Annotated in this window: 23 protein-coding genes; 20 read left to right on the top strand and 3 right to left on the bottom strand. The window is 43.3% G+C overall.

What is annotated here, in order from left to right; translation table 11 throughout:
* The first annotated feature begins 19 nt into the window (after positions 1-19).
* Positions 20-949 (top strand): LysR family transcriptional regulator, encoded by a 930-nt coding sequence (locus E0H82_RS04235; RefSeq protein ID WP_131263334.1) that lies wholly within the window; start codon positions 20-22, stop codon positions 947-949.
* Positions 950-1023: 74 nt separating this feature from the next.
* On the opposite strand, the gene E0H82_RS04230 is transcribed toward E0H82_RS04235, so the two are convergent.
* Entirely contained in the window at positions 1024-2235 is a 1212-nt protein-coding gene (locus E0H82_RS04230) for an aspartate aminotransferase family protein (RefSeq protein WP_131263332.1), read from the bottom strand.
* 238 nt (positions 2236-2473) lie between these two features.
* Here E0H82_RS04230 and grxD point away from each other — a divergent pair, with 238 nt between their 5' ends.
* Positions 2474-2815, top strand: a complete 342-nt coding sequence (gene grxD / locus E0H82_RS04225; RefSeq protein ID WP_016166729.1) for a Grx4 family monothiol glutaredoxin — start codon at positions 2474-2476, stop codon at positions 2813-2815.
* A gap of 80 nt (positions 2816-2895) precedes the next feature.
* Here grxD and E0H82_RS04220 read toward each other — a convergent pair whose 3' ends face one another.
* Together E0H82_RS04220 and E0H82_RS04215 are read right to left on the bottom strand one after the other, a co-directional pair.
* Positions 2896-3543 (bottom strand): HAD family hydrolase, encoded by a 648-nt coding sequence (locus tag E0H82_RS04220; protein WP_131263330.1) that lies wholly within the window; start codon positions 3541-3543, stop codon positions 2896-2898.
* Positions 3510-4724, bottom strand: coding sequence for a DUF1615 family protein (locus tag E0H82_RS04215; protein WP_131263328.1), 1215 nt, complete (start codon positions 4722-4724; stop codon positions 3510-3512). The genes E0H82_RS04220 and E0H82_RS04215 overlap by 34 nt, the downstream gene beginning before the upstream one ends.
* Positions 4725-5496: 772 nt before the next feature.
* On the opposite strand from E0H82_RS04215, the gene E0H82_RS04210 reads away from it, so the two are divergent.
* The 18 genes from E0H82_RS04210 to E0H82_RS04125 all read left to right on the top strand — a co-directional run bounded on the left by E0H82_RS04210 (position 5497) and on the right by E0H82_RS04125 (position 21741).
* Entirely contained in the window at positions 5497-6117 is a 621-nt protein-coding gene (locus tag E0H82_RS04210; RefSeq protein WP_131263326.1) for a beta-ketoacyl synthase chain length factor, read from the top strand.
* A complete protein-coding gene (locus E0H82_RS04205) occupies positions 6111-6923 on the top strand; it encodes a lysophospholipid acyltransferase family protein (protein WP_131263324.1) in 813 nt (270 codons plus the stop codon). Before E0H82_RS04210 ends, E0H82_RS04205 begins: the two co-directional genes overlap by 7 nt.
* Positions 6907-7167 (top strand): phosphopantetheine-binding protein, encoded by a 261-nt coding sequence (locus tag E0H82_RS04200; protein ID WP_131263322.1) that lies wholly within the window; start codon positions 6907-6909, stop codon positions 7165-7167. Before E0H82_RS04205 ends, E0H82_RS04200 begins: the two co-directional genes overlap by 17 nt.
* A gap of 9 nt (positions 7168-7176) precedes the next feature.
* Positions 7177-7425, top strand: coding sequence for an acyl carrier protein (locus E0H82_RS04195; RefSeq protein ID WP_131263320.1), 249 nt, complete (start codon positions 7177-7179; stop codon positions 7423-7425).
* Positions 7422-7976, top strand: coding sequence for a septation protein IspZ (locus tag E0H82_RS04190; protein ID WP_131263318.1), 555 nt, complete (start codon positions 7422-7424; stop codon positions 7974-7976). The genes E0H82_RS04195 and E0H82_RS04190 overlap by 4 nt, the downstream gene beginning before the upstream one ends.
* Before the next feature lie 76 nt (positions 7977-8052).
* Positions 8053-9714: an AMP-binding protein gene (locus E0H82_RS04185; protein WP_131263316.1), complete on the top strand. Its 1662-nt coding sequence runs from the start codon at positions 8053-8055 to the stop codon at positions 9712-9714.
* A gap of 13 nt (positions 9715-9727) precedes the next feature.
* Entirely contained in the window at positions 9728-10462 is a 735-nt protein-coding gene (locus E0H82_RS04180; RefSeq protein ID WP_131263314.1) for a glycosyltransferase family 2 protein, read from the top strand.
* A 17-nt stretch (positions 10463-10479) separates the two neighbouring features.
* Positions 10480-11394 carry an acyltransferase gene (locus tag E0H82_RS04175; protein WP_131263312.1) on the top strand — a complete coding sequence of 305 codons (915 nt, stop codon included), beginning with the start codon at positions 10480-10482 and terminating at the stop codon, positions 11392-11394.
* A gap of 5 nt (positions 11395-11399) precedes the next feature.
* Positions 11400-12932 carry an HAL/PAL/TAL family ammonia-lyase gene (locus tag E0H82_RS04170; protein WP_131263310.1) on the top strand — a complete coding sequence of 511 codons (1533 nt, stop codon included), beginning with the start codon at positions 11400-11402 and terminating at the stop codon, positions 12930-12932.
* A gap of 9 nt (positions 12933-12941) precedes the next feature.
* Positions 12942-13361, top strand: coding sequence for an acyl-CoA thioesterase (locus E0H82_RS04165; protein ID WP_131263308.1), 420 nt, complete (start codon positions 12942-12944; stop codon positions 13359-13361).
* A 7-nt stretch (positions 13362-13368) separates the two neighbouring features.
* Positions 13369-14010 (top strand): LolA family protein, encoded by a 642-nt coding sequence (locus E0H82_RS04160; protein ID WP_131263306.1) that lies wholly within the window; start codon positions 13369-13371, stop codon positions 14008-14010.
* Positions 13985-16309, top strand: a complete 2325-nt coding sequence (locus E0H82_RS04155; RefSeq protein ID WP_131263304.1) for an MMPL family transporter — start codon at positions 13985-13987, stop codon at positions 16307-16309. The genes E0H82_RS04160 and E0H82_RS04155 overlap by 26 nt, the downstream gene beginning before the upstream one ends.
* Positions 16310-16327: 18 nt before the next feature.
* Positions 16328-17629, top strand: a complete 1302-nt coding sequence (locus tag E0H82_RS04150) for an NAD(P)/FAD-dependent oxidoreductase (RefSeq protein ID WP_131263302.1) — start codon at positions 16328-16330, stop codon at positions 17627-17629.
* Positions 17619-18176, top strand: coding sequence for a DUF3261 domain-containing protein (locus tag E0H82_RS04145; RefSeq protein ID WP_131263300.1), 558 nt, complete (start codon positions 17619-17621; stop codon positions 18174-18176). Before E0H82_RS04150 ends, E0H82_RS04145 begins: the two co-directional genes overlap by 11 nt.
* Positions 18169-19365, top strand: coding sequence for a beta-ketoacyl-ACP synthase (locus E0H82_RS04140; protein ID WP_131263298.1), 1197 nt, complete (start codon positions 18169-18171; stop codon positions 19363-19365). The genes E0H82_RS04145 and E0H82_RS04140 overlap by 8 nt, the downstream gene beginning before the upstream one ends.
* Positions 19362-19799, top strand: a complete 438-nt coding sequence (locus E0H82_RS04135; protein ID WP_131263296.1) for a 3-hydroxylacyl-ACP dehydratase — start codon at positions 19362-19364, stop codon at positions 19797-19799. The genes E0H82_RS04140 and E0H82_RS04135 overlap by 4 nt, the downstream gene beginning before the upstream one ends.
* Complete coding sequence (locus E0H82_RS04130) at positions 19796-20521, top strand: 3-ketoacyl-ACP reductase FabG2 (RefSeq protein WP_131263294.1); 726 nt, start codon at positions 19796-19798, stop codon at positions 20519-20521. The genes E0H82_RS04135 and E0H82_RS04130 overlap by 4 nt, the downstream gene beginning before the upstream one ends.
* Positions 20521-21741, top strand: a complete 1221-nt coding sequence (locus tag E0H82_RS04125; RefSeq protein WP_131263292.1) for a beta-ketoacyl-ACP synthase — start codon at positions 20521-20523, stop codon at positions 21739-21741. The genes E0H82_RS04130 and E0H82_RS04125 overlap by 1 nt, the downstream gene beginning before the upstream one ends.
* Positions 21742-21744: the final 3 nt, after the last annotated feature.

The raw sequence follows: 21744 nt of genomic DNA, 5'->3' as shown, positions 1-21744 counted from the left end.
TAAGTTTAGAGGGAAATTTATGTTAGATCAACTTCGAGCAATGGGAGTGTTTGCTTGTGTTGTGGAAAAATGTTCGTTTAGTGGAGCCGCACGAGAGTTAGGAATTACTACAAGTGCTGTAAGCCAACAGATTCGTTCTTTAGAACACGAGATGGAAGTGATCCTTCTACATCGTTCGACACGGAAATTGAGTTTGACTGAAGCTGGACAAGCTTTTTTTCATAGCTGCCAAGAGATGCTAGCTGCTGCAGAGCGTGGGAAGATTCGTATTAACGAATTACGCGATGACCTAGTTGGGGAGTTGCGTATTGCGACAACTCCAGAGTTAGGTGCAAATCACGTTATTCCTGCATTATCACATTGGATGTCGGCCCATCGAGGTTTAGCTGTTCATTTGGAAGCGGACAATCATTATATTGATTTGATAGAAGGTCGAATTGATATTGCGTTACGTATGAGTCCGAAAATTGAAGATCAGAGTTTAAATGCGGTTCCATTGGCCCGCGTTGAACAAGTGTTAGTTGCTTCACCAAGTTATTTAAATCAGACGGCACCTATTTCGAGGCCAGAAGATTTAAAGAATCATGATTTGATTCCCGTTAACTTAATGAAAAACTATGAAAGTTTTGCATTCCAGCATGGTATTTCTGGTGAAACTGTGAGTATCGAAATGAACTCGCGTTTGACCACCAATAATGTGTTGGTTGCCAAGGCTTTATGTCTGCAAGGACATGGAATTTCTCGAATTTTATATCTTGATGTTCAAAAGGATTTAGTCAGTGGTGCATTGGTAGAGGTATTACCAGAGTGGAAATTACCTAATTTTTACTTATATGCAATTACATCTAAACGTGAACAACAGCCTATGAAAATTCACCGCTGTTTAGATGCATTGAAACAATATTTTTGCCAATTACCCGGTGGCAGAATTTATCAAGAAGCTTCATAAAAAGCTGAAATAAAAAAGCCGCTAAACGCGGCTTTTTTTGTTAGGCGATGTAAAAACATTACATCGCCATATGATTAAGCAAGATAAGCTCGAATCATATTCACCAAACGTTGAATCAGTTGATCGGCTTGTTCTTGCGTGATATTTAATGGTGGCAATAAACGTACCACTGAACCAGCAGTAACATTAATAATCAGTTGATATTCATCACGTGCAATATGAACTAATTCGGCACATGGTTTAGGTAAATCAATACCAATCATCAATCCAAAACCACGTACTGCTACTTTTTGATCAGAAAGCTGTTGTGCTAATTGTTGCACAATGTAGCTGCCCATATTCGCGGCATTTTCAAGTAAGTTTTCTTTCTCAATGACATCAATCACAGTGTAAACCACACGCGAACCTAGAGCGGTACCGCTATACGTTGAACCATGGTTTCCAGCAGTGAGTACACCTACACCACGACCTTGGGTCATGACAGCACCAATAGGGAAGCCATTGCCTAAGCCTTTAGCCGTGGTAAGTACGTCGGGCACAATATTGGTGTGTTGATAGGCAAAATATTTACCTGTACGACCATTCCCTGTTTGAACTTCATCAAGCATCATTAACCAATTGTGTTGATTACAGATGCGACGAATATCTTCTAAATAACTAAAGCCTTGAGGGGCAGTATTTACACCACCTTCACCTTGAATTGGTTCAACCAGAATAGCCACGATATCTGGATGTTGGATTGCAGCTTCTTCAATCGCTTCTACATCACCAAAAGGTACGCGAATAAAACCTTCAACCAAAGGTCCAAAGCCTTCTTGGACTTTCTTATTTCCTGTAGCAGATAAAGTCGCTAAGGTACGCCCATGAAATGAATGATCTGCGACAATAATTTTAGGTGTTGCAATCCCTTGTAAGTGTCCGAATTTACGTGCAACTTTGATTGCACCTTCGTTCGATTCTGCACCGCTATTCGAGAAAAATACTTCTTCCATGCCTGCAACTTGTGCAAGTTTTTGTGCAGCAGCGGTTTGCCAAGGAACTTCAAATAAATTGCTGGTATGAATAAGCGTACCCGCTTGTTCTGCAATGGCTTGAGTTACTTCGGGATGAGAGTGTCCTAAACCACAAACAGCAATACCCGTTAAGGCATCTAAATACTCAGTTCCATCTGCGGTGTATAAATACGTTCCTCGACCTCGGACAAAGCTGATCGGTTGACGGCCAAACACTGGCATCAAATGAGATGGTTGATCAGTTTGTATAGGGGCTTGAGTAAAGGTATTCATAACTAACTCGTATTTGATAAGAAATTAAAAGCTTCACTAGCATCTGCATATGGAAAGTATAAAGATGATAGTGGATTGATTTTTCAATTCGATGGGAATTGGAAAACAATGCCTATATAAGCAAAATCTCATCTAGAATTAAAGTCTGAATGCAAATAAAACTGGAAATATTGCTTTAAGCATACTGTTTTGTTGTGTTTTGGGTATAATGCAAGGCAGATTAGTTGAGGATTCATCAATGACTGAACAAACACGCGATACAGAAGCGTTAATTCGTGACCAGATTGCTAAACACGCAGTTCTTCTTTACATGAAAGGCACTCCGCAATTTCCACAGTGCGGTTTTTCTGCACGTGCGGTAGAAGCTCTCAGTCAAATTGGTCGTCCATTTGCTTACGTTAATATTCTAGAAAATCCAGATATTCGTGCAACATTACCGCGTATTGCGAACTGGCCGACATTCCCACAATTGTGGATTAACGGTGAGTTGATCGGTGGTAGCGATATCATGCTTGATATGTTCCAAAAAGGTGAATTAAAGCCTTTAGTTGAACAATACAGCCCAGCACCAGAAGCATAATTTGTTTCTGCTGTAAGTAAAAAAGCCAACATCAAGTTGGCTTTTTTTTATGCTTGCAACGACTTAATTTAGATTGAAAATTAAGCCATTTTTAAATGTGGTTGTAATGAGGGGAGGTGTTGGTCATGTCCTACCATATAGGTATATTGCGCTAGGCTGAACATTTCGAGATCTTCTTCACTATTGCCATAAGCGTAAATGCTTGAATATTCAGCCAAAGAATATTGCTGAGAAATACGGTTTTTCTTTTCAATTCGACTACAATCGGCAGATAGATAATGTCCCGTTAAACGACCAGCAATAATTTCAGTTTCAGTACAAATAAGATCAATCGACAATAATTTGCATAATGGTTTTAAATATAAATCGACTGATGCTGAAACTAAAACCACATCATGCCCAAGCGCTTGATGTTGTCGTAACTGCTCAATAAATTTAGGATCTAATTCGTGAATCAGTTGATGTGCATATTCTTCAGCAATTTGTTGAATTTCAGCATAATCAGTGTCTTTAAACATGCCATAAAACAGTTTTGGTCGCATGGCGTGAGCAGGGTAGACATTTAAATAGTAGGCTTGAATCCATGGTAGGAGTTTCAAGCCTTGTTTAACTATGTGTCGCTTGGAGAGTGCATAAAAAATAAAGCCAGTGAAGCTGTCTTTTTTGCACAAAGTTCCATCAAAATCGAATAATGCTAGATTTTTATGCGTTTCGCCCGTTGCATACATGTTTCATAACGTCCATTCACACGGCTGGCAAACCAGTTGGTATTATAATCACGGCTTAATTTAGGTCCAGAAATGACCACTTGAGGCATCATGGCATAAAATGCCTTTTTGCCTGTTTTTTCTTCATATAATTTGGTCACTGCGCGATACGTCGCGGTTTCTTCAAAATCTTTCTCTTTTTCTTTTTTCAAATCACTGCGAATTTGGCGTGGCGTGACTAAAACATTATTTTGAGCAAATACATTGATTAACTCACGTTCAGACTCACTGTTTGCCGAACGTACAGAACCATCTTTATTATAGAGTAATAGGTCACCGTCAAGGCTGAGTTCGGCTTCAGTCAAGTCATTTAGCATACTTTGGAAAGCGGCATTACGACTTGAATACATCCCTGAGTTGTAATCGGCGAAACGGTAAATGGACTTGTCATAGTCCGTTGGATACATCATTAAACGGTGAATACCGTAATATAGTCCGCCGTATTGGCTGTATAAATCGGTACGTAGCTCCGCAATACTGCCACCTTGACGTTTATGTGCTTTGGCATAGCCGATGTGAACCTGCATAGAACCCAATGTGGTAATTGGATTCATTTTTTCACCAACATCTTGTCCAACCAGTTTGGCAGCACCAGTAAGTGCACTAACATGATAATGCTGCGACATATAGTCGAAAATTTCACGGTAAAGTTCGTCTAATTGGCGCTCGGTTTGTACGCGGCGCATTTGACTTAGATAGTTATCTTCAGTGCTTGGTTGTGTTTTTAAAACTTCTTCAAAATAACCAGCAACGGTACCACCAATTTTTTCACCCAATTTATCGGTAAATTTTTCAGTAAGACGATCTTGCACTTCCTTCACTGCTTTTTCACCCAACCCAGGCACTTTAGGATCGGCAACAAAGTTAGACTCTTGATCGACTATGGCCACAATGCTGCAAATATTTTCTTTGGTTTGCGGAATACCCAACTGTTCGGTAATGTCGAAAATATCTTTAGCCCAAGAACTGCGGTCATTCGCACGTGATGGAATAAGACGCTTAATTTGATCACTGTTTAAAGTAGGCTCGTCATCTTTCCACCATGAGTGATCACCACAGGCAATAAGACTAAATGAGAGTGCTAATACACTTAATGGCTTTAGTGATTGAATTAGGGATACAGAAAAAGCAGTTTTTCTCATAGTCTCTGGACAATAGGTAAGGGGTGAGCAAATAGAGCAGGAGCAGTATACTATGTTGCTGATTAAAAGTTATGAATATATGTATATTGGTCTCTATCAACTGTCAAATAATTTCATTGTTGTCCCCGCGACAGTGGGTGAGTAAGTCGGTTTAAGAGTCGATATATTAAAAATTTTTATCGTTTAAGTGTTTAAAGATACGTAGATTGATTTTCTCTAAAGAGGACTTAATCGTATTGCTTCGATGATGTGGGTTGATGATTCGGCTATATAAATAAAACAGTAAATGAATAGGCTTGACCAAAATTTATTATTAGGGTGTGCGAACAAGTTAATGTTCAGAATTAATCATGCCAGATAGTCAAGATGACTGAAGTTTGATTAATATCAAATATGTACCATCCAATTTTAAACAGCATTTTGTCATGAACTGATTTTGTATTCTTTAGATGTTTTTCACTGAAATTTAAAAGACTTACGGTCTGCTACGATTGATATTATTTAAATTAAGTGTTTGAATTATATTGATTTGGTTGGTGTGAGTAAAATTTAACTAATACGCAGCTATTGAAAGCTATTCAATTTGAAAAGACTATTTGATAGAATAACGCTGGCTAGTTTTTGTTAGTCGCTTTATTTTAAATTCCCGTTGCTTTAACTTAAACTTACCTGAATTATTTAAGTTAATGCTTAAATTTGTTTTTTTTGTGTTATTTTTTTGTAAATGCTATAATTTAGCATTGATAATATTTGATTCTTAATACTGCTAATTATGATGCAACTCCACATATCCCGCTTGAATATGAGTTCGGTTGATCAAGAATTACCAGCTATAGAAAAAATTCCTGTGATGCAACGCCGACGCTTATCGAGTCTTGCAAAACTGGTGTTGAACAGTGCAATGCAGACTTTAGACACCAACAATGTCGATTATATTATTTGGGTGTCGCAATATGGCGATGAAGCAAAAACACTGAATATTCTAGAAGATGTGTTAAGCGAGCAAACCCCTTCGCCGACTCAATTTTCAACGTCGGTACATAATGCAATTTCAGGCCTCTATTCCATTTTATGTCAGGATACGACACCTGCGACCAGTTTGGCGGGTTCGTGGAATGATGGGCTGATTGAAGCCTATGCGTGGCTAAAAACAATGCCTGAAGCTCGTCAAGTTTTGCTGGTGTATTATGATGAAGCCTTGTCGGAAATTTATATCGAGCATCAGCCATTTTCTGCTTTTGCGATGGCAGCGATTATTTCGTTAGCGCCTGCCAATTTGATATTGACGCCAAAGCATACGGATTCAACGCCAGCTTATCAGCAGGCTTTAGCATTTAACGCGTTTTGGAATAATACTGAGCAAACTGAATCTGAAGCGTGGGCAAAATGCTGAAATTAAATCGAATCAAGCAAAAAGCCAACTATGCATGGCGTGTTGGGGCTACAGGATTTAGCTTTGCCAGCTTTGGCTTAGGTGGCGTGGCAATTGGTGGTTTGATTGCACCACTGGTTAAGCTGAGCTCAGCAGACCTTGAGCTTCGTAAGCATCGCACTCAAAAAGTGATTAAACACAGTTTTAAAGGTTTTACCGAAATGATGGTGAAACTGGGCATCATGACGTATACGGTTGAAGGCTTAGACAAACTACAGCACAGTCAGCAGGAGTTGGTCATTGCAAATCATCCGACACTCATTGACGTGGTGGTTTTAATAGGTTTAATGGAACAAGCAAACTGTGTGGTCAAGCAGGCGCTGTGGTCGAATCCATTTACCAAAGGCCCTGTACAAAACGCAGGCTATATTTTAAATGCAGGTTCCGAACAATTTATTCAGGACTGTGTACACAAATTACAGCAGGATCATGCGGCGTCTTTGTTGATCTTCCCTGAAGGGACGCGGACGGCAAAAGGTGAGCAACTGAATGACTTTCAGCGTGGTGCGGCCAATATTGCCCTGCGTGCCGGTGTGCCGATTCGCCCTGTGCTGATTACCTGCACGCCATCGACCCTGACCAAAAATGAAAAGTGGTATCACATTCCAGAACAGCCTTTTCATATCCATGTGAAAGTATTGGATGCGATTCGAGTGGAAGACGTATTGGATGATGTAACGGTCAATCCTAAAAATGTGCGTCAATTAAATCAACAATTACAATGGTTTTTTAACCAAGAGTTATCCGTAAATGAGCAATCTTGCTGACGAATTAAAGCAAATGATTATTGATGTCCTCGCCCTTGAAGACATTCGTATTGAAGATATTGATACAGATGCACCGTTGTTTGGTGATGGTTTGGGTTTGGACTCGATTGATGCTTTAGAACTGGGTTTGGCATTGAAAAAGCGTTATGGCATTCATCTGAATGCAGAGTCAGCAGATACCAAAGAATATTTTAAATCAATTCAAAGTTTAGTGGCTTTGATTGAAGCACAGAAAACAGCATAAGAGGTTGCTATGCTTGCACAAGAAACCGTGTTAGAAAAATTACGTGAATGGATGGAAGATCTGTTTGAAATTGAGCCTGAAGAGGTACAGTTAGAATCAAACTTAGCTTCAGACCTTGATGTTGACAGTATTGATGCCATTGATTTAGTTGTAAAAATTAAAGAGCTGACAGGAAAACAAGTGAATCCTGAAGACTTTAAAAATGTGCGTACTGTGCAGGATGTGGTGGTCGTTATTCAGAATATGTCTGCTGCATGAACAATATTTTAAAAGGGATAGCAGGGATCGGATTGATTCTCTATCCTTTTTTTGTTGCTTATGCTTTAGCACATGGACAGTATGTCTGGGTCAGTGCTGTATTGATTGCACTAGGCATCCTGCGTTTATTGAGTAAGGGTAATGCCTTGCTGTGGCCCTTGACAGGTTTTGCCATTTTATGTGGTGGGCTGAGTTTGATTTTAAAAGATCATGCGTGGCTTAAGCTTTACCCTGTCTTTATGAGTCTTGGGGCGCTGTTTATTTTTGCCAGTACCTTGATTCGACCACCTTCAATGATTGAACGTTTTGCACGTTTGGCAGAGCCTAATTTGCCCGCAGAAGGAATAGAATGGACCCGTCAAGTGACCAAAGTTTGGTGTGGATTTTTCTGTATCAATGCGGTCATTGCCTTGATCACCGTTTTTTTCGCACCAATGAAGATTTGGGTGCTGTATAACGGCTTGATCTCTTATGTCTTGATGGGTGGATTGTTACTGGGTGAGTTTATCTTACGTAAACGTCAACAGCGACTGCATCAGGCACAGAAATAACAGCATTTCCATCAGGGCAACTTAAACGGTGCCTCGAACTATAGCGATTAGAAATACGGTTTTAAAAACAAATTATATGTCTTGTCATTTTCAACACCATCTGCATTCATCGCGTCCCTTGTGTATTCAGGCGGACTCTAGTTTTGTGTCCTTTCACACTTTTTGGTTGGATGTGGCTGAGCAAGCTGCACAAATTCAACACTTGCATGAATCTGTATGGGCGCTCTGGGAACAAGACAGTTATGAGTTTCTGGTGTTGTTGTTTGCAGCCTTACAAGCGGGCAAGCAAGTGCTATTGCCTCCGCATCGGGTCAGTGATTTAGAAAAAGAACTGGCTGAGCAGCAGATTTATTTTTTAAAGCGTTTGCCGTTGGCAGTACCATCAACATTTGAGCTTCAATTTGATGCTGCCTTTTTCAATCAGGCCCAGCTGTATTTCTATACTTCGGGTTCAACTGGGCTGCCGAAAAAAATTCCGCGCAGCCTGCAACAGTTGTTCAATGAAGTTTGTGGTTTAGAGGCCAGTTTTGATTTGCCTGAACAGGTGGTCGCCATTGCTACGGTGAGCCATCAGCATATTTATGGTTTGTTGTTTAAGCTGTTATGGCCCTTAGCCAGTGGACGTAGTTTCTATCAAAAACAACTGGCTTTCCCTGAGGATGTGGTCGATCTTCAAAAGCAGATCCACCATTTACAGCTTCCCAATTATGTGATTTCCAGCCCCGCTTTGTTGAAGCGCTGGACTACAGATGTGGTATTGCAAGACTGCCATATGGTCTATTCCTCTGGCGGAAAATTGGATACCGATGTGCGGCCTTTGCTGAATTGTCCGATTACCGAAGTATTTGGCAGTTCTGAAACAGGTGGGATTGCCTACCGTCAGGCAGATGATGCGCTATGGACACCCTTTGCCAATGTCGAGATTGAGTGTACCGAACAGCAAGAGTTAACCGTTAAAACCAACCATGCTTTTAGTGCAGATTGGATTTTGACAGGCGATAAAGTGCAGCTTATAGATGCACAGAATCCTAAAAGTCCATTTCAGTTATTGGGGCGTTTGGACCGCATTGTAAAACTCGAAGAAAAGCGTTTAAGCCTCGATGCAATTGAAGCGAAACTCGCTGAGTTAGTCGAAATACAGCAGTGTCATGTCTTAATTCATGAAAAAGAACAGCGTCAGATTTTGGCGGTGGTGGCTGTGCTGACGGATGATGCAAGGGCGATGCTCACCGAAAAGGGCAAAGTTGCATTTACATCACAATTGAAAAAACAACTACAACAGAAGCTGGAAAGTATTGCGATTCCACGGCAGTGGCGGTTCTTAACGCAAATGCCACAAAATGCACAATCCAAGATGAATAAACAGTATTTAAAATCGCTCTTTCAGCCGATGAGCTTGCCTGTGGTGCTGACGCAGCAATCTCACGATACGCAGATCAGTTATGCTTTAGAATTCATGCTTGAGTTAGAGTGCTTTAAAGGCCATTTCCCGAACTTTCCTATTTATCCAGGTGTGGGACAAATTGGTTTTATCCAGCATTTTGCTAAACAAAATTGGGCAGATTTACTGTGGTGTAATGGTTTTGAGCAGTTAAAATTTCAGGGGCTGATTCAACCGTATCAAACCGTGGAACTGGTGTTAAGTCGTAAAGCGCACAAGGTCAGTTTTGAGCTGAAAAATCAGGACAAAATATTGGCATCAGGACGTTTGCTATTTGCTGTCCCTTCAGACGTTTAAGCCGAGAGACAAAATGAAACACTGCTTTGTGATTCCTGTGTATAACCATCCGCATTATTTGGCTGCATTACTGTCGCATTTAAGCCCTTTTGAGTTACCGATTATTATGGTGAACGATGGCAGTGATGCCGATTGTACGGCAGTTTTACATCAGCTCGCACACGATTACCCAAGGGTCGATTTGGTTGAACATACCTACAATCAGGGCAAGGGGCAGGCGGTGATCACGGGTCTCAAGCATGCTTTTCAATGTGGCTATAGCCATGCCTTGCAACTGGATGCCGATGGACAGCATGACTGGCAGGATGTGCAACGCTTTTTAGAAACATCTATCCAGCATCCTGAAGCCATGATTATTGGTCAGCCGATCTTTGATGCGACTGTTCCCAAAAAACGTCTCTATGGCCGTTATGCAACGCATATTTGGGTGTGGATTAACAGTCTGTCTTTTGACATTAAAGACAGCATGTGTGGCTTTCGCGTTTATCCTTTGGCGCAGACGGTAAACATTTTAAATACAGCGAAGTTCCAACCGCGAATGGGTTTTGACTCGGAAATTTTGGTGCGTTTGAAATGGGACAATGTGCCGTTTATCAATCTGCCCACGCATGTGATTTACCCTGAAGGTGGCATTTCACATTTCGATGTTTGGCGGGACAATCTAGGCATGGCGCGCGCGCATAGTCGCTTATTGGGTGGCATGCTGCTGCGTTTCCCAAAACTGATTTATCAGAAAGTCAAAGGCTAAGGCGGTCAGAGAAGCATATGCAGAAATGGAGCGCCGTGAAAGAACGGGGCGGGATGTTGCCGCTGATGCTGATGTTGGGTTTCTACCGTTTGGGTGGGCGCTGGCTGTGCCGAGTCATCTTGTATTTTGTGATTTTATGGTATTGGCTCTTTTCCAATACCGCGCGTCGGGCTTCCCTATTGTACTTAAAAAAACTGCATCATTTTGCAGGCGCACAGTCGCCGTTTCAGGCTGAGCCGCAGCTTTGGCACAGTTATACGCATTTGATGCAATTTGGCGAATGTATTTTAGATAAAATTGAGGGCTGGCTTGGGCATATCCCTGAGCAGAATTTAAAGCTGCATGGTCATGCACACTTTCGTTCGTACTATCAAAAAGGTGCGGTCATTGTGGTGTCACACTTTGGCAATATTGAATTACTGCGCGCAATCAAAGCAGAGCATTCGCAGAAAATTAATGTGTTGGTGTATCAAAAACATGCCACCAAGTTCAATGAATTTTTAAAAAAACTAAATGAACATGCCGATGTCAATTTGGTTTCGGTGGATGAGTTGGGAATCGAAACTGCATTGATTTTGCAGGATAAACTCGATCAAGGTGAATGGGTGATTGTGGCAGCAGACCGCGTACCCGTGCAGTCGGATCGGGTACAATCGGTTGCTTTTTTAGGTGAGCAGGCGCTGTGGCCGCAGGGCGCTTGGATCTTGGCCAGTTTATTGAAAGCTCCTGTATTGGCAGTGTTTTGCTATCGAGTCGATACACATTTTGAAGTGCATATTCATAAAGTGGCGGAGCAGTTAAATTGGCCACGTAAAGAGCGTTTACAGGCCATGCAACAGACCACACGACAGTATGTGGAACTGTTGGAACAACATTGCATACGCGCGCCCTATCAATGGTTTAATTTTTATAATTTTTGGAATAAAGGATAAGTCTTGTGTTAATTGTTGGGGAAACTCCGCTCAGTATTGAAGATGTTGTGGCTGTAGCGCGCGAAGAAAAACAGGTGGCATTGCCTGCATCTGCTGAATGGGTAGCATTGATTCAACGTGGAGCAGATTTCCTTGATCAGTTGTTGCAAGACGAAGGTGTCATTTATGGTGTGACCACGGGTTATGGTGACTCATGCTTAGTCGAAATTCCCGCTCACCAAGTACATGAGCTGCCGCTACATTTGTCGCGTTTTCATGGTTGTGGCATGGGACAAAACTTAGACTTAATTACGGCACGAGCTGTGGTGGTGGTACGTTTATGTTCTTTGGCGCGTGGCTATTCGGGTGTTTCACATGCCTTGTTGCAGCGTTTGGTCTGGATGCTGAATGAAGACGTGATTCCTGTAATTCCCTCGGAAGGTTCGGTGGGTGCCAGTGGGGATCTGACGCCTTTGTCTTATATTGCAGGGGCTTTGGTGGGTGAGCGTGATGTGTACTATCAAGGTCAGATTGTACCGATTGCACAAGTGTATGCCGAAAAAGGTTTGCAACCTTTGGTGATGCGTCCTAAAGAAGGCTTAGCTCTAATGAATGGTACAGCGGTCATGACCGCCATCGCCTGCCTGAATTATAAAAAAGCGGAACAGATTTCTTTTGCTAGTACCTTGATTACCGCACTGAATGTTTTAGCCCTTGAGGGCAATCCAAGCCATTTTGATGAAGTCTTGTTTGCCCAAAAACCTCATCCGGGACAGCAACATATTGCAGCCCAGTTACGTGACTGGTTGAATAGCGAAGTGCAGACCGAGCACCAAAGTTCACGCCTGCAAGACCGTTATTCACTACGTTGTGCACCGCATGTGATTGGGGTGTTTGAAGACTCCAAAGTGTGGCTGCGTCAGTTTATTGAAAATGAGCTGAATTCAAGCAATGACAATCCATTGATTGACCCCGTGAACTTACGCGTACTACATGGTGGCCATTTCTATGGCGGACATATTGCCCAAGCGATGGATAGTCTAAAAATTATGATCGCCAATATTGCCGACTTGATGGATCGTCAATTGGCGCAGTTGGTGGACTATAAAATGAACAATGGTTTACCACGTAATTTAACTGGCTCAAGTACTGAGCGTTTGCCGCTGAATCATGGCTTTAAAGCGGTACAAATCGGGGTTTCGGCATGGACAGCAGAAGCCTTGAAGCAGACGCTCGCTGCGTCAATTTTCTCACGCTCAACCGAATGTCATAATCAAGACAAAGTTAGCATGGGCACCATTGCTGCGCGTGATGCTAGCCGTGTGATTACCCTGACCGAACAAGTGATTGCGGCACTCAGTTGTGCAGCAGTTCAGGCGGTCAAACTCAAAGGCGTAGATACAGAACTCAGCCCTGTTTTAACAGCATTTCAACACTGGGTGCTTCAGAGCTTCACCTATGTAGAGGAAGATCGTCCTTTGCAACATGAACTTCAGGCATTGGTCAATCGCTTTGAAGATTTAGAACTGTTAGACAGCATTGCTGTTCAATATTCATAGGAAATGAGCATGTATGCTGATGTAATTATTGAAGTGCCCTTTCATGATGTCGATACCATGCATGTGGTGTGGCACGGTCATTATTTAAAATATTTTGAAATTGCACGTTGCAAACTGCTGGATCAATTTCACTATAACTATAACCAGATGCGTGACTCAGGCTATGCATGGCCTGTGATTGAAAGCTATGTACGTTATGTGCAAGGCATTGAGTTTGAGCAAAAAATTCGTGTGCGCGCTGTTTTGAAAGAATGGGAAAACCGCCTGAAAATTGAATATCTGATTTTCGATGCGGTTTCGGGCAGAAAGCTGACCAAGGGCTATACCTCGCAAGTGGCGGTACACATTGAAAAACGTGAAATGTGTTTTCAATCCCCACAGGTGCTGTTGGACTGTTTAAATGCATGGCCTGAGTTTAAAGCGGAGTAATGCGAGCATGATTCGATACAAATTCTCTAAGACGATTTTCGTTGCGTGTACAGCCAGTGTGATGACTTTGCTTGCTCCCGCAGCGAATGCACAAAATACTGAATTGAAGCAGGTGTTTACTCAACTCGGTGCAACGCCTGTGGTGCGTGCCCAATTTGAGCAGCAGAAAAAACTGGCAGCGTTGAATAAAACCTATGTGTCCAAAGGCACGGTGCTGTTCAGCAAAAACCAAGGTGTGCTGTGGCAGATTCAAAGTCCAGTCAAAGCCGATTTGGTGGTGACACCGCGTAAGTTGGTACAAAAGACGCAGCGTACTTCCAGTCAAATTGAAGTCGATAAGACTCCCTATGGCTCTGTAGCGACGATGTTTTTACAGTTAATGTCGGGCAATGAAGCGGCACTCGCTAAGAACTTTAATGTGGTGTCTGCCAACTACAGCCCGACTCAGTGGAATGTCAGCTTAACGCCGAAAAGTAGTCTATTTAAAAAGCTTTTTGTTCAAGTCGATGCCCAAGGTCAGCGTTATGTGGACCGTATCACGATTTTGGAACAGGCCAATAACCGCACCGTCATCCGTTTTAGTCAGCAAACGGCTCAACCTCAAACTTTAACGGCTGCGGAAAATGCACTTTTCCAATTGGCAAAATAAGTTTAGCGCCCTTTGGCTACTGATTTTGTGTGTCATTGCTTTGGCACTGGGCGCGGCTTGGCTGAATAAAGGCATTAAGATTGAGACCAATATCTTTGCTTTGCTGCCAGAGGCACATCAAGATGCTCATCTGGAACAAGCACAGCAATATGTCAGTCAGCAGTTAAATGACAAAGTTTTTGTGGTATTAGATGCCAAAACGGATCAGCAATTAGAACAAGCAACGCAAGCACTCAAAACCCAAGCTAATCAAAGTCAGCTGTTTTTACCTGTTCGTCCGCAGCTTAATCCTGATCAATTTGCCCAAGCGCTGTATCAACACAAGGCGGGGCTATTATCCAAGACAGATCAGCAGATTTTGCAAGGGCAGGACCATACCGCACTGATAGAGCAGGGCTTATTACAACTGATGAGTCCGGGCATGCCGATCACGGCTGAAATGCTCAAGCAAGATCCCTTATTGCTATTTCCGCGTTATGCAGTGGGTTTAAGCGCCTTACAAAGCAATGCTGATATCAATTTAGAACAAGGCTTTGCTACGATTCGTGATGAACAGGGCATTTCGCGCCTGATGGTACTTCAGCTCAACAACAGCCCTTATAACATTGCCTACCAAGAGCAGACCGCTACTTTTATTCAAGGCATCAATCAGCAGCTCAACCAGTTGCAGGTTAAACCGCACTGGACAGGCACGTTACTATTTGCACAGTTTGGCACCAATTCTGCCAAAGAGGAAATTTCCACCATTGGCGTGGGTTCGACCATCGGAATTTTGCTTCTGGTCTGGTTTGGTTTTCGTTCGATACGCCCGATGTTGACGGAAATGGTCGCGGTCGGCACAGGCAGTTTGGTGGCCTTTGCGGTGACGTATTGGGTTTTTGGCGAAATTCACCTGATGACACTGGTCTTTGGCGCCAGTCTGATTGGGGTTTGTGTCGATTTTTCATTTTACTTCATGGCTATGCAGTCTCAGCACCGACAGATCGATGGATTTACTGTTTTAAAACCGTTGCTGCCGAGTCTATTTGTGGGCCTGATGACCACGCTATTGGCCTATGTAGTGCTGAGTTTTACCCCATTTCCAGGCTTTAAACAGATTGCAGTCTTTTCTATGGTTGGACTGAGTGCCGCATGGGTGACCAGTATTTTACTGCTGCCGCGGTTGCCTGCGCTGAATGCGGAGCCTGCGATACGTGCATTGGGCTTTATTGGCCAAGCACGCAGTTATATGCAGAGCCGAAAAATGCTGCGTTATGGCATGATTTCACTGATTGTACTGGTAACAGGTAGCAGCCTCGCCTTTCTGAAAAGTAATGATGACATCCGCAATTTACAAAGTATGGATGCCACTTTAAAGCAGGAAGATCAATACATCCGTTTGCGCTTTATGCAACAGCAAAGCAGCGAATATTTTGTGGTACAGGGCAGAACACCCGCAGAATTAGAGCAACATGAACAGCAATTGCTGGCAAAACTTGCTCCCATACAGCAGGCTGGCAAGTTGGATGCTGTGCAAGCTTTAGGGCAGTGGATTCCATCACTTGAGCAGCAAAAACAGAATGTTGCGATGTTACGGGCGATTCCTCAGCACGCTTTAGCGGAATATGCACAGGCGTTGCAGCTCAATACTGCCGATGTTTTAAACTGGCAAGCCCATTTAAAAGACCAACCGTTATTGACCGAAGCAGTCTTTAAAGATCATCCGTTGCATTTTCTTCAGATGAGCCCAACGCAACGTTTAGTGATGCTACAAAATGTGCATGATGTGAACGCTGTGCAGCAGCTTGAGAATGCAGATGTGCAATTGTTACGTCCCGTTCATCAACTGTCTGAGTTGTTCAAACAGCATCGTGAGCAGGCGCAGTGGTTATTACTCAGTGCATTGCTGATTTTAGCCATTGGCTTGGGCGCACTTTATGGTAAGAAATCGATTCTTCCTTTGGTGTTGCCCGTTAGTATGGCCTTGATGACTACTTTTGCGATTCAAGCATGGCTAGGTGTCGAGATTAATTTATTTAGCATCATGGGCACCTTTCTAATTATTGGAATAGGGGTGGATTATGCGATTTTCTACCGTCACGGACATGATCACCCGCAGGTGGTGGGTATGGCTTTGTTTCTGTGTATGATGTCGACTTTCTTTAGTTTCGGCTTGTTATCTTTCAGCCATACCTATGCCATTCACAGTTTTGGTTTAACGGTTTTACTGGGCGTTATTTTTTCATTTATTTATGCCACACTTTTTACATCTTCCGATGCAAAACATGTGGTGGTTCAACAATATCAGCCAAAGAGCTGAGTTAAAGGGTACAGTGCTATGAGCACCATGCAACAGACAGATGTTTTAATTATTGGGGCGGGACCATCAGGCAGTTCAGCCGCAGCTTTGCTGCGTCAAAAAGGCCATCAAGTCACAGTCATCGAAAAGCAATATTTTCCACGGTTTTCCATCGGTGAGTCTTTACTGCCGCAGTGTATGGTGTTTTTGGAAGAAGCGGGTTTGTTGGATACGGTTCGTGCACATGCCGATGAATATGCCTTTCAGTTTAAAAATGGTGCATCCTTTTTAAGAGGCACTCAGCGCAGTTTTTATGACTTTACTCAAAAGTTCAGTGAAGGCCCTGGCACTACATGGCAGGTACGACGTGCCAATTTTGACCAGCTTTTGGCACAGCAAGCTGAAAAAATGGGTGTAGATATTCGTTTTGGTCATGAAGTTTTGGCGGTCGATGTCGCATCCACACAGCCGATTTTGACGGTGAAAGATGAGCAGGGCAACAGTTACCAAATTCAGGGTAAATTCTTATTGGATGCCAGTGGTTTTGGTCGCATTTTGCCAAAGTTTCTCGATTTAGAAAGTCCGTCAGATTTTCCTGTACGCCGTGCGGTCTTTACCCATATTGAAGATGGTCTGTTGAATGATCCTGAATTTGACCGTGAGAAAATTTTAATTACCGTGCATGAAAAAGACCATCGTGCATGGTATTGGCTGATTCCCTTTGCCGATGGGCGTTCTTCATTTGGTATTGTGGCTGAGCAAGATTTCTTTGAAAAATACGGTTATGACGGTAGTGCGGATTATGACTTAGAAGCCTTGCAGAAACGTATTTTAGCGGATGATGCTAGCTTGTCGCATGTGCTGCGTCACGCCAAACATGATACTCCAGTGCGGACTTTAGTCGGCTACTCTGCTGATGTGAAACACTTGGCATCTGAAAACTATGCATTACTCGGCAATGCGGGTGAGTTCCTAGATCCTGTCTTTTCTTCAGGGGTGACCATCGCTTTGAAATCTTCCAGTCTAGCGGTGCCTTTGGTCGAACAAGTACTGCAAGGTCAGACGGTAGATTGGATGGAGCAATATGAAAAGCCACTGCGTAAAGGCATTCAAGTGTTCCGTGCCTATGTTGAGTCATGGTATTCGGGTGAATTTCAGGATGTGGTGTTTTCGACTCAGCAGGATGAAAAAATCCGCCGTATGATTGCATCTTTACTGGCAGGTTATGCATGGGACACGACTAACCCGATTCATCGTAATGCCAAGCAACGCTTGAGTACCTTGGCAGAATATTGCCGCGAAGCACAACAACAGAAAGAGTTGCTGACTGATGAAACTTAAGCTGTGTTTAAAGACCATTAGTTGGGTTTTAGCCAGTGCTTTGCTCTGTAGTGCCTGCCAAAGTTGGATTCCTAAAGCACAAGGATTGGCAACTCCGCAGTGGGTGGCACAAAATTACCAGCGCCAAGATCAAATAGAAGTGCAGTGGAAAACGCAGAGTTTCAGTTTTTTACTGTACCAGCAACAACAGGGACAATCGCTTGACATGTTGGCACTCAGCCTTACGGGGCAGCAGTTGTTTAAGCTCAGTTTTGATGGTCAAAAGGTTAAAGTCGAACAGCGGATTGAGCAAATGAAGTTGTTACCATTTGATTATGTGGTGCGCGATATTCTGTATGCAACTTATCCAAATTTTGCTGGGTTACATGTTGCTCAAAGTAATGTATTACAGAAAGACGATACTATTTATATACAGCAGCAGCCCGTGTTGAAAATTCAGCAAAATGAGGGGGCGATTGAGTTGGATAATCTACAAGTGCCTTATCAGATGGTGATTAGTACGGTGAGCAATACTTTAGAAGAGGATCAAGGCGGTATTGATGACTAAAAATCTACAACATACTTCAGCCGTTGGTATTCAGTTCAGTGCAGCGCTGTCGGCTTTGGGACAAAATGCCGCTGAGCTTCAACATGCGTTAACAAGCACAGAAAATACCTTGTCGCAACGAGAGGATCTGATTGCGGGGCGTAGGGTATGGGTCGGTGCATCTGATCAAACCTTGATTCAAAACATTCCTGAAGTTTTGAGCCCCACCGATTCGCGTAATTTACGCTTTGCCCTGACGGCTTTGGCAAAAATTGAAACCGAAATTCGTGACTATACTGCACAGTTTCCCAAACAACGTCTTGCGGTGATTATCGGCACTTCAACGTCAGGAATTGCGGATAATGAGCCTGTCTTAAAAGTCCAGTTTCAACAGCCAGTACCACAGTCTGTACAACATCAGAAACAAGAAATGGGCAGTTTAGCGAAAGCCTTACAACAGTATTTGGGCTGGGAAGGACCTGCCTATACCATTTCTACCGCCTGTTCCTCAGCGGCCAAAGCCATGGCTGCGGGGCAACGTCTGCTGAATGCCGATTTAGCCGATGCTGTGTTGGTTGGTGGAGTTGATACCTTATGCAAGCTGACCTTAAATGGTTTTGATAGTTTAGAAAGCTTATCGAACGGGATTTGTCAGCCCTGTGGTGCCAACCGTGACGGCATTAATATTGGTGAAGCCGCAGGACTATTTTTACTGTCCAAAGCACCTGTAGCTGTGATGCTGTTGTCGAGTGGCGAGTCAATGGATGCATGGCATATTTCAGCACCGCATCCAGAAGGGCGAGGGGCGGCGGAGGCGATGCAAAAAGCATTGGCTGCTGCACAGCTTCAAGCAGGCGATATCGGTTATTTGAACTTACATGGCACATCTACACCGCAAAATGATGCGATGGAGATTAAGGCAGTACAGACCATTTTTTCAGATGAGACTGTGGCATTGAGCAGCACTAAACATAAAACAGGACATTGTTTAGGGGCGGCGGGTGCAATCGAAGCTTTTATTTGCCAGCAGGTTTTATTGGATCAATCTTGGTTGCCGCTGCATCATGCAGGTGAATTGGACGATGCTTTGGCTGGACAAAATTATGTGCTTACTCCGCATTTGACTACACCAATTTGCTATGCGATGAGTAATTCTTTTGCTTTTGGTGGTAGCAATATCAGTTTAATTTTTGGGACGGCTTTGCCATGATGGATGCAGTACAGTTTATTCCGCATGAAAAACCGATGGTTTTTGTCAGCCATTTGATTGAAGCCAATGATGAGTTTGCCATTGCAGAACTTCACATCACGCCGGATTTGATGTTTTGTGAGCCAGAAGGTTTGCCCACATGGAGCAGCATTGAGCTGATGGCACAGACCATCAGTGTCTATGCAGGCTATAAAGGACAAACTCAGGGATTGCCACCGAAAATTGGTTTTTTATTGGGAACGCGTAAAATGCAGTTGCCTTGTGCCTATTTTAGTTTGGGCACAACCGTGCGGATTCGGGTAGAACAAAGTTATCTGCATGAAGGTTTAGGGCAGTTTAATTGTGAAATTGAATATCAAGAACATCGGTTCAGTGCCATGTTGAGCGTATTTGAGCCTGAAAATATGAATGAAATCATTGGAAAATTAGTGTGAACAGAAGAATTTTAGTCACGGGTTCGAGTCGTGGAATAGGTAAAGCGATTGCTTTAGAGTTGGCAAAGTCAGGCTTTGATGTCACGGTACATGCTCGCTCAAGACAGTCTGAGGCCGAAGCAGTGGCGCAGGAAATTCAAGCGCTTGGACAGACTAGCCATGTACTGATGTTCGATGTGAATGAGCGTGAAAATATTGCTGCCATTTTAGAGCAAGATATTGCACAGCATGGTGCTTTTTACGGTGTGGTGTTGAATGCAGGGCTTACTCGAGATGGGGCTTTTCCTGCATTGACCGATGAAGACTGGGATGAGGTGGTTTCGACCTCTCTGAACGGTTTTTATAATGTGTTGAAACCCCTGATGATGCCAATGATCCGCTTGAAAAAGGGCGGACGTATTGTGACTTTGTCTTCAGTGTCTGGGATCATGGGGAATCGTGGTCAGGTGAACTATAGTGCTGCCAAAGCCGGTTTGATTGGTGCGACTAAAGCACTGGCGCTAGAGTTGGCAAAACGTAAAATCACGGTGAACTGTGTAGCTCCGGGCTTGATTGAAACCGAAATGGTGAGCGAAGAAGTTAAAGAACATGCCTTAAAAATGATCCCGATGCAACGCATGGGACAAGTGGAAGAAGTCGCAAAAGCGGTGAAGTTTTTATGTAGTGATGATGCCAGTTATATCACCCGCCAAGTGATTTCAGTTAATGGAGGCTTGATCTAATGAAACGTGTTGTTGTGACAGGCATGTCTGGGATTACCTCTTTGGGTGAAACCGCAGAACAAATTTTTGAGCAATTTGCACAAGGCAAAAGTGGCATTCGCTATATGCCCGACTGGGAGATTTATCCTGATTTACGCAGCAAATTAGCTGGCCCTGTTGCGTCTTTTACTGTACCCAAGCATTTTAACCGAAAGGTTACTCGAGGTATGGGGCGCGTTGCTTTAATGTCTGCGGTATGTGCTGAAAAAGCATTGGAAGATGCTGGCTTACTGCATGCTGATATTTTAAAAAGTGGCGATGCAGGCGTGGCCTTTGGTTCCTCTGCGGGCAGTGTGGATGCGGTGCGTGAGTTTGGAGCAATGCTGATTGATCATAATATGAGTCAACTCAATGCTACGACCTACATTCGTATGATGTCGCATACCAGTGCGGTCAATATGACGGTGTATTTTGGTCTAAAAGGTTTGACGCTGCCAACATCAAGTGCCTGTACTTCAGGTTCTATGGCGATTGGTCAGGCGTATGAAGCGATTAAATATGGCAAACAAACCGTGATGATCGCAGGTGGTGCAGAAGAACTCAGTGCCGCAGGTTCAGCTGTGTTCGATGTGTTGTTAGCAACCAGTATGAAAAACGACCAACCCGAGGCAACGCCGCGCCCGTTTGATGCAGACCGTGATGGCTTGGTGGTCGGTGAAGGGGCAGGTTGTTTAATTTTAGAAGAATTTGAACATGCCCAAGCGCGTGGTGCCACCATTTATGCCGAGATTGTCGGTTATGGCAGCAACACTGATGGTCAGCATGTGACTCGACCTGATTCTGAAATGATGGGACGTTGCATGCAGTTGGCACTCAAAGATGCACAGCTTACTGCCGCGGATATTGATTATGTCAATGCACATGGTACCTCGACCGATCAGGGGGATATTGCTGAATCACAAGCGACTGCGCGTATCTTGGGTAAAAAACCGATCAGCTCATTAAAAAGTTATTTTGGGCATACGCTCGGGGCATGCGGTGCAATTGAGGCGTGGCTGAGTATTGAAATGATGCGACGCAATCAGTTGGTGCCTACACTGAATTTAGATCAGATAGATAGTGCTTGTGGTGATCTGGATTATATCGTTTCAGAAATGCGTTCAGTAGAAACGCAAATGATGATGAGCAATAATTTTGCTTTTGGGGGGATTAATACCTCTTTGATTTTTAAACGTGTCTAATAA

The organism is Acinetobacter sp. ANC 4910 (assembly GCF_004331035.1).
Classification (GTDB): Bacteria; Pseudomonadota; Gammaproteobacteria; order Pseudomonadales; family Moraxellaceae; genus Acinetobacter.
Note: the sequence above shows the minus strand (reverse complement) of the source record. Positions and strands in the feature narration are given on the sequence as shown.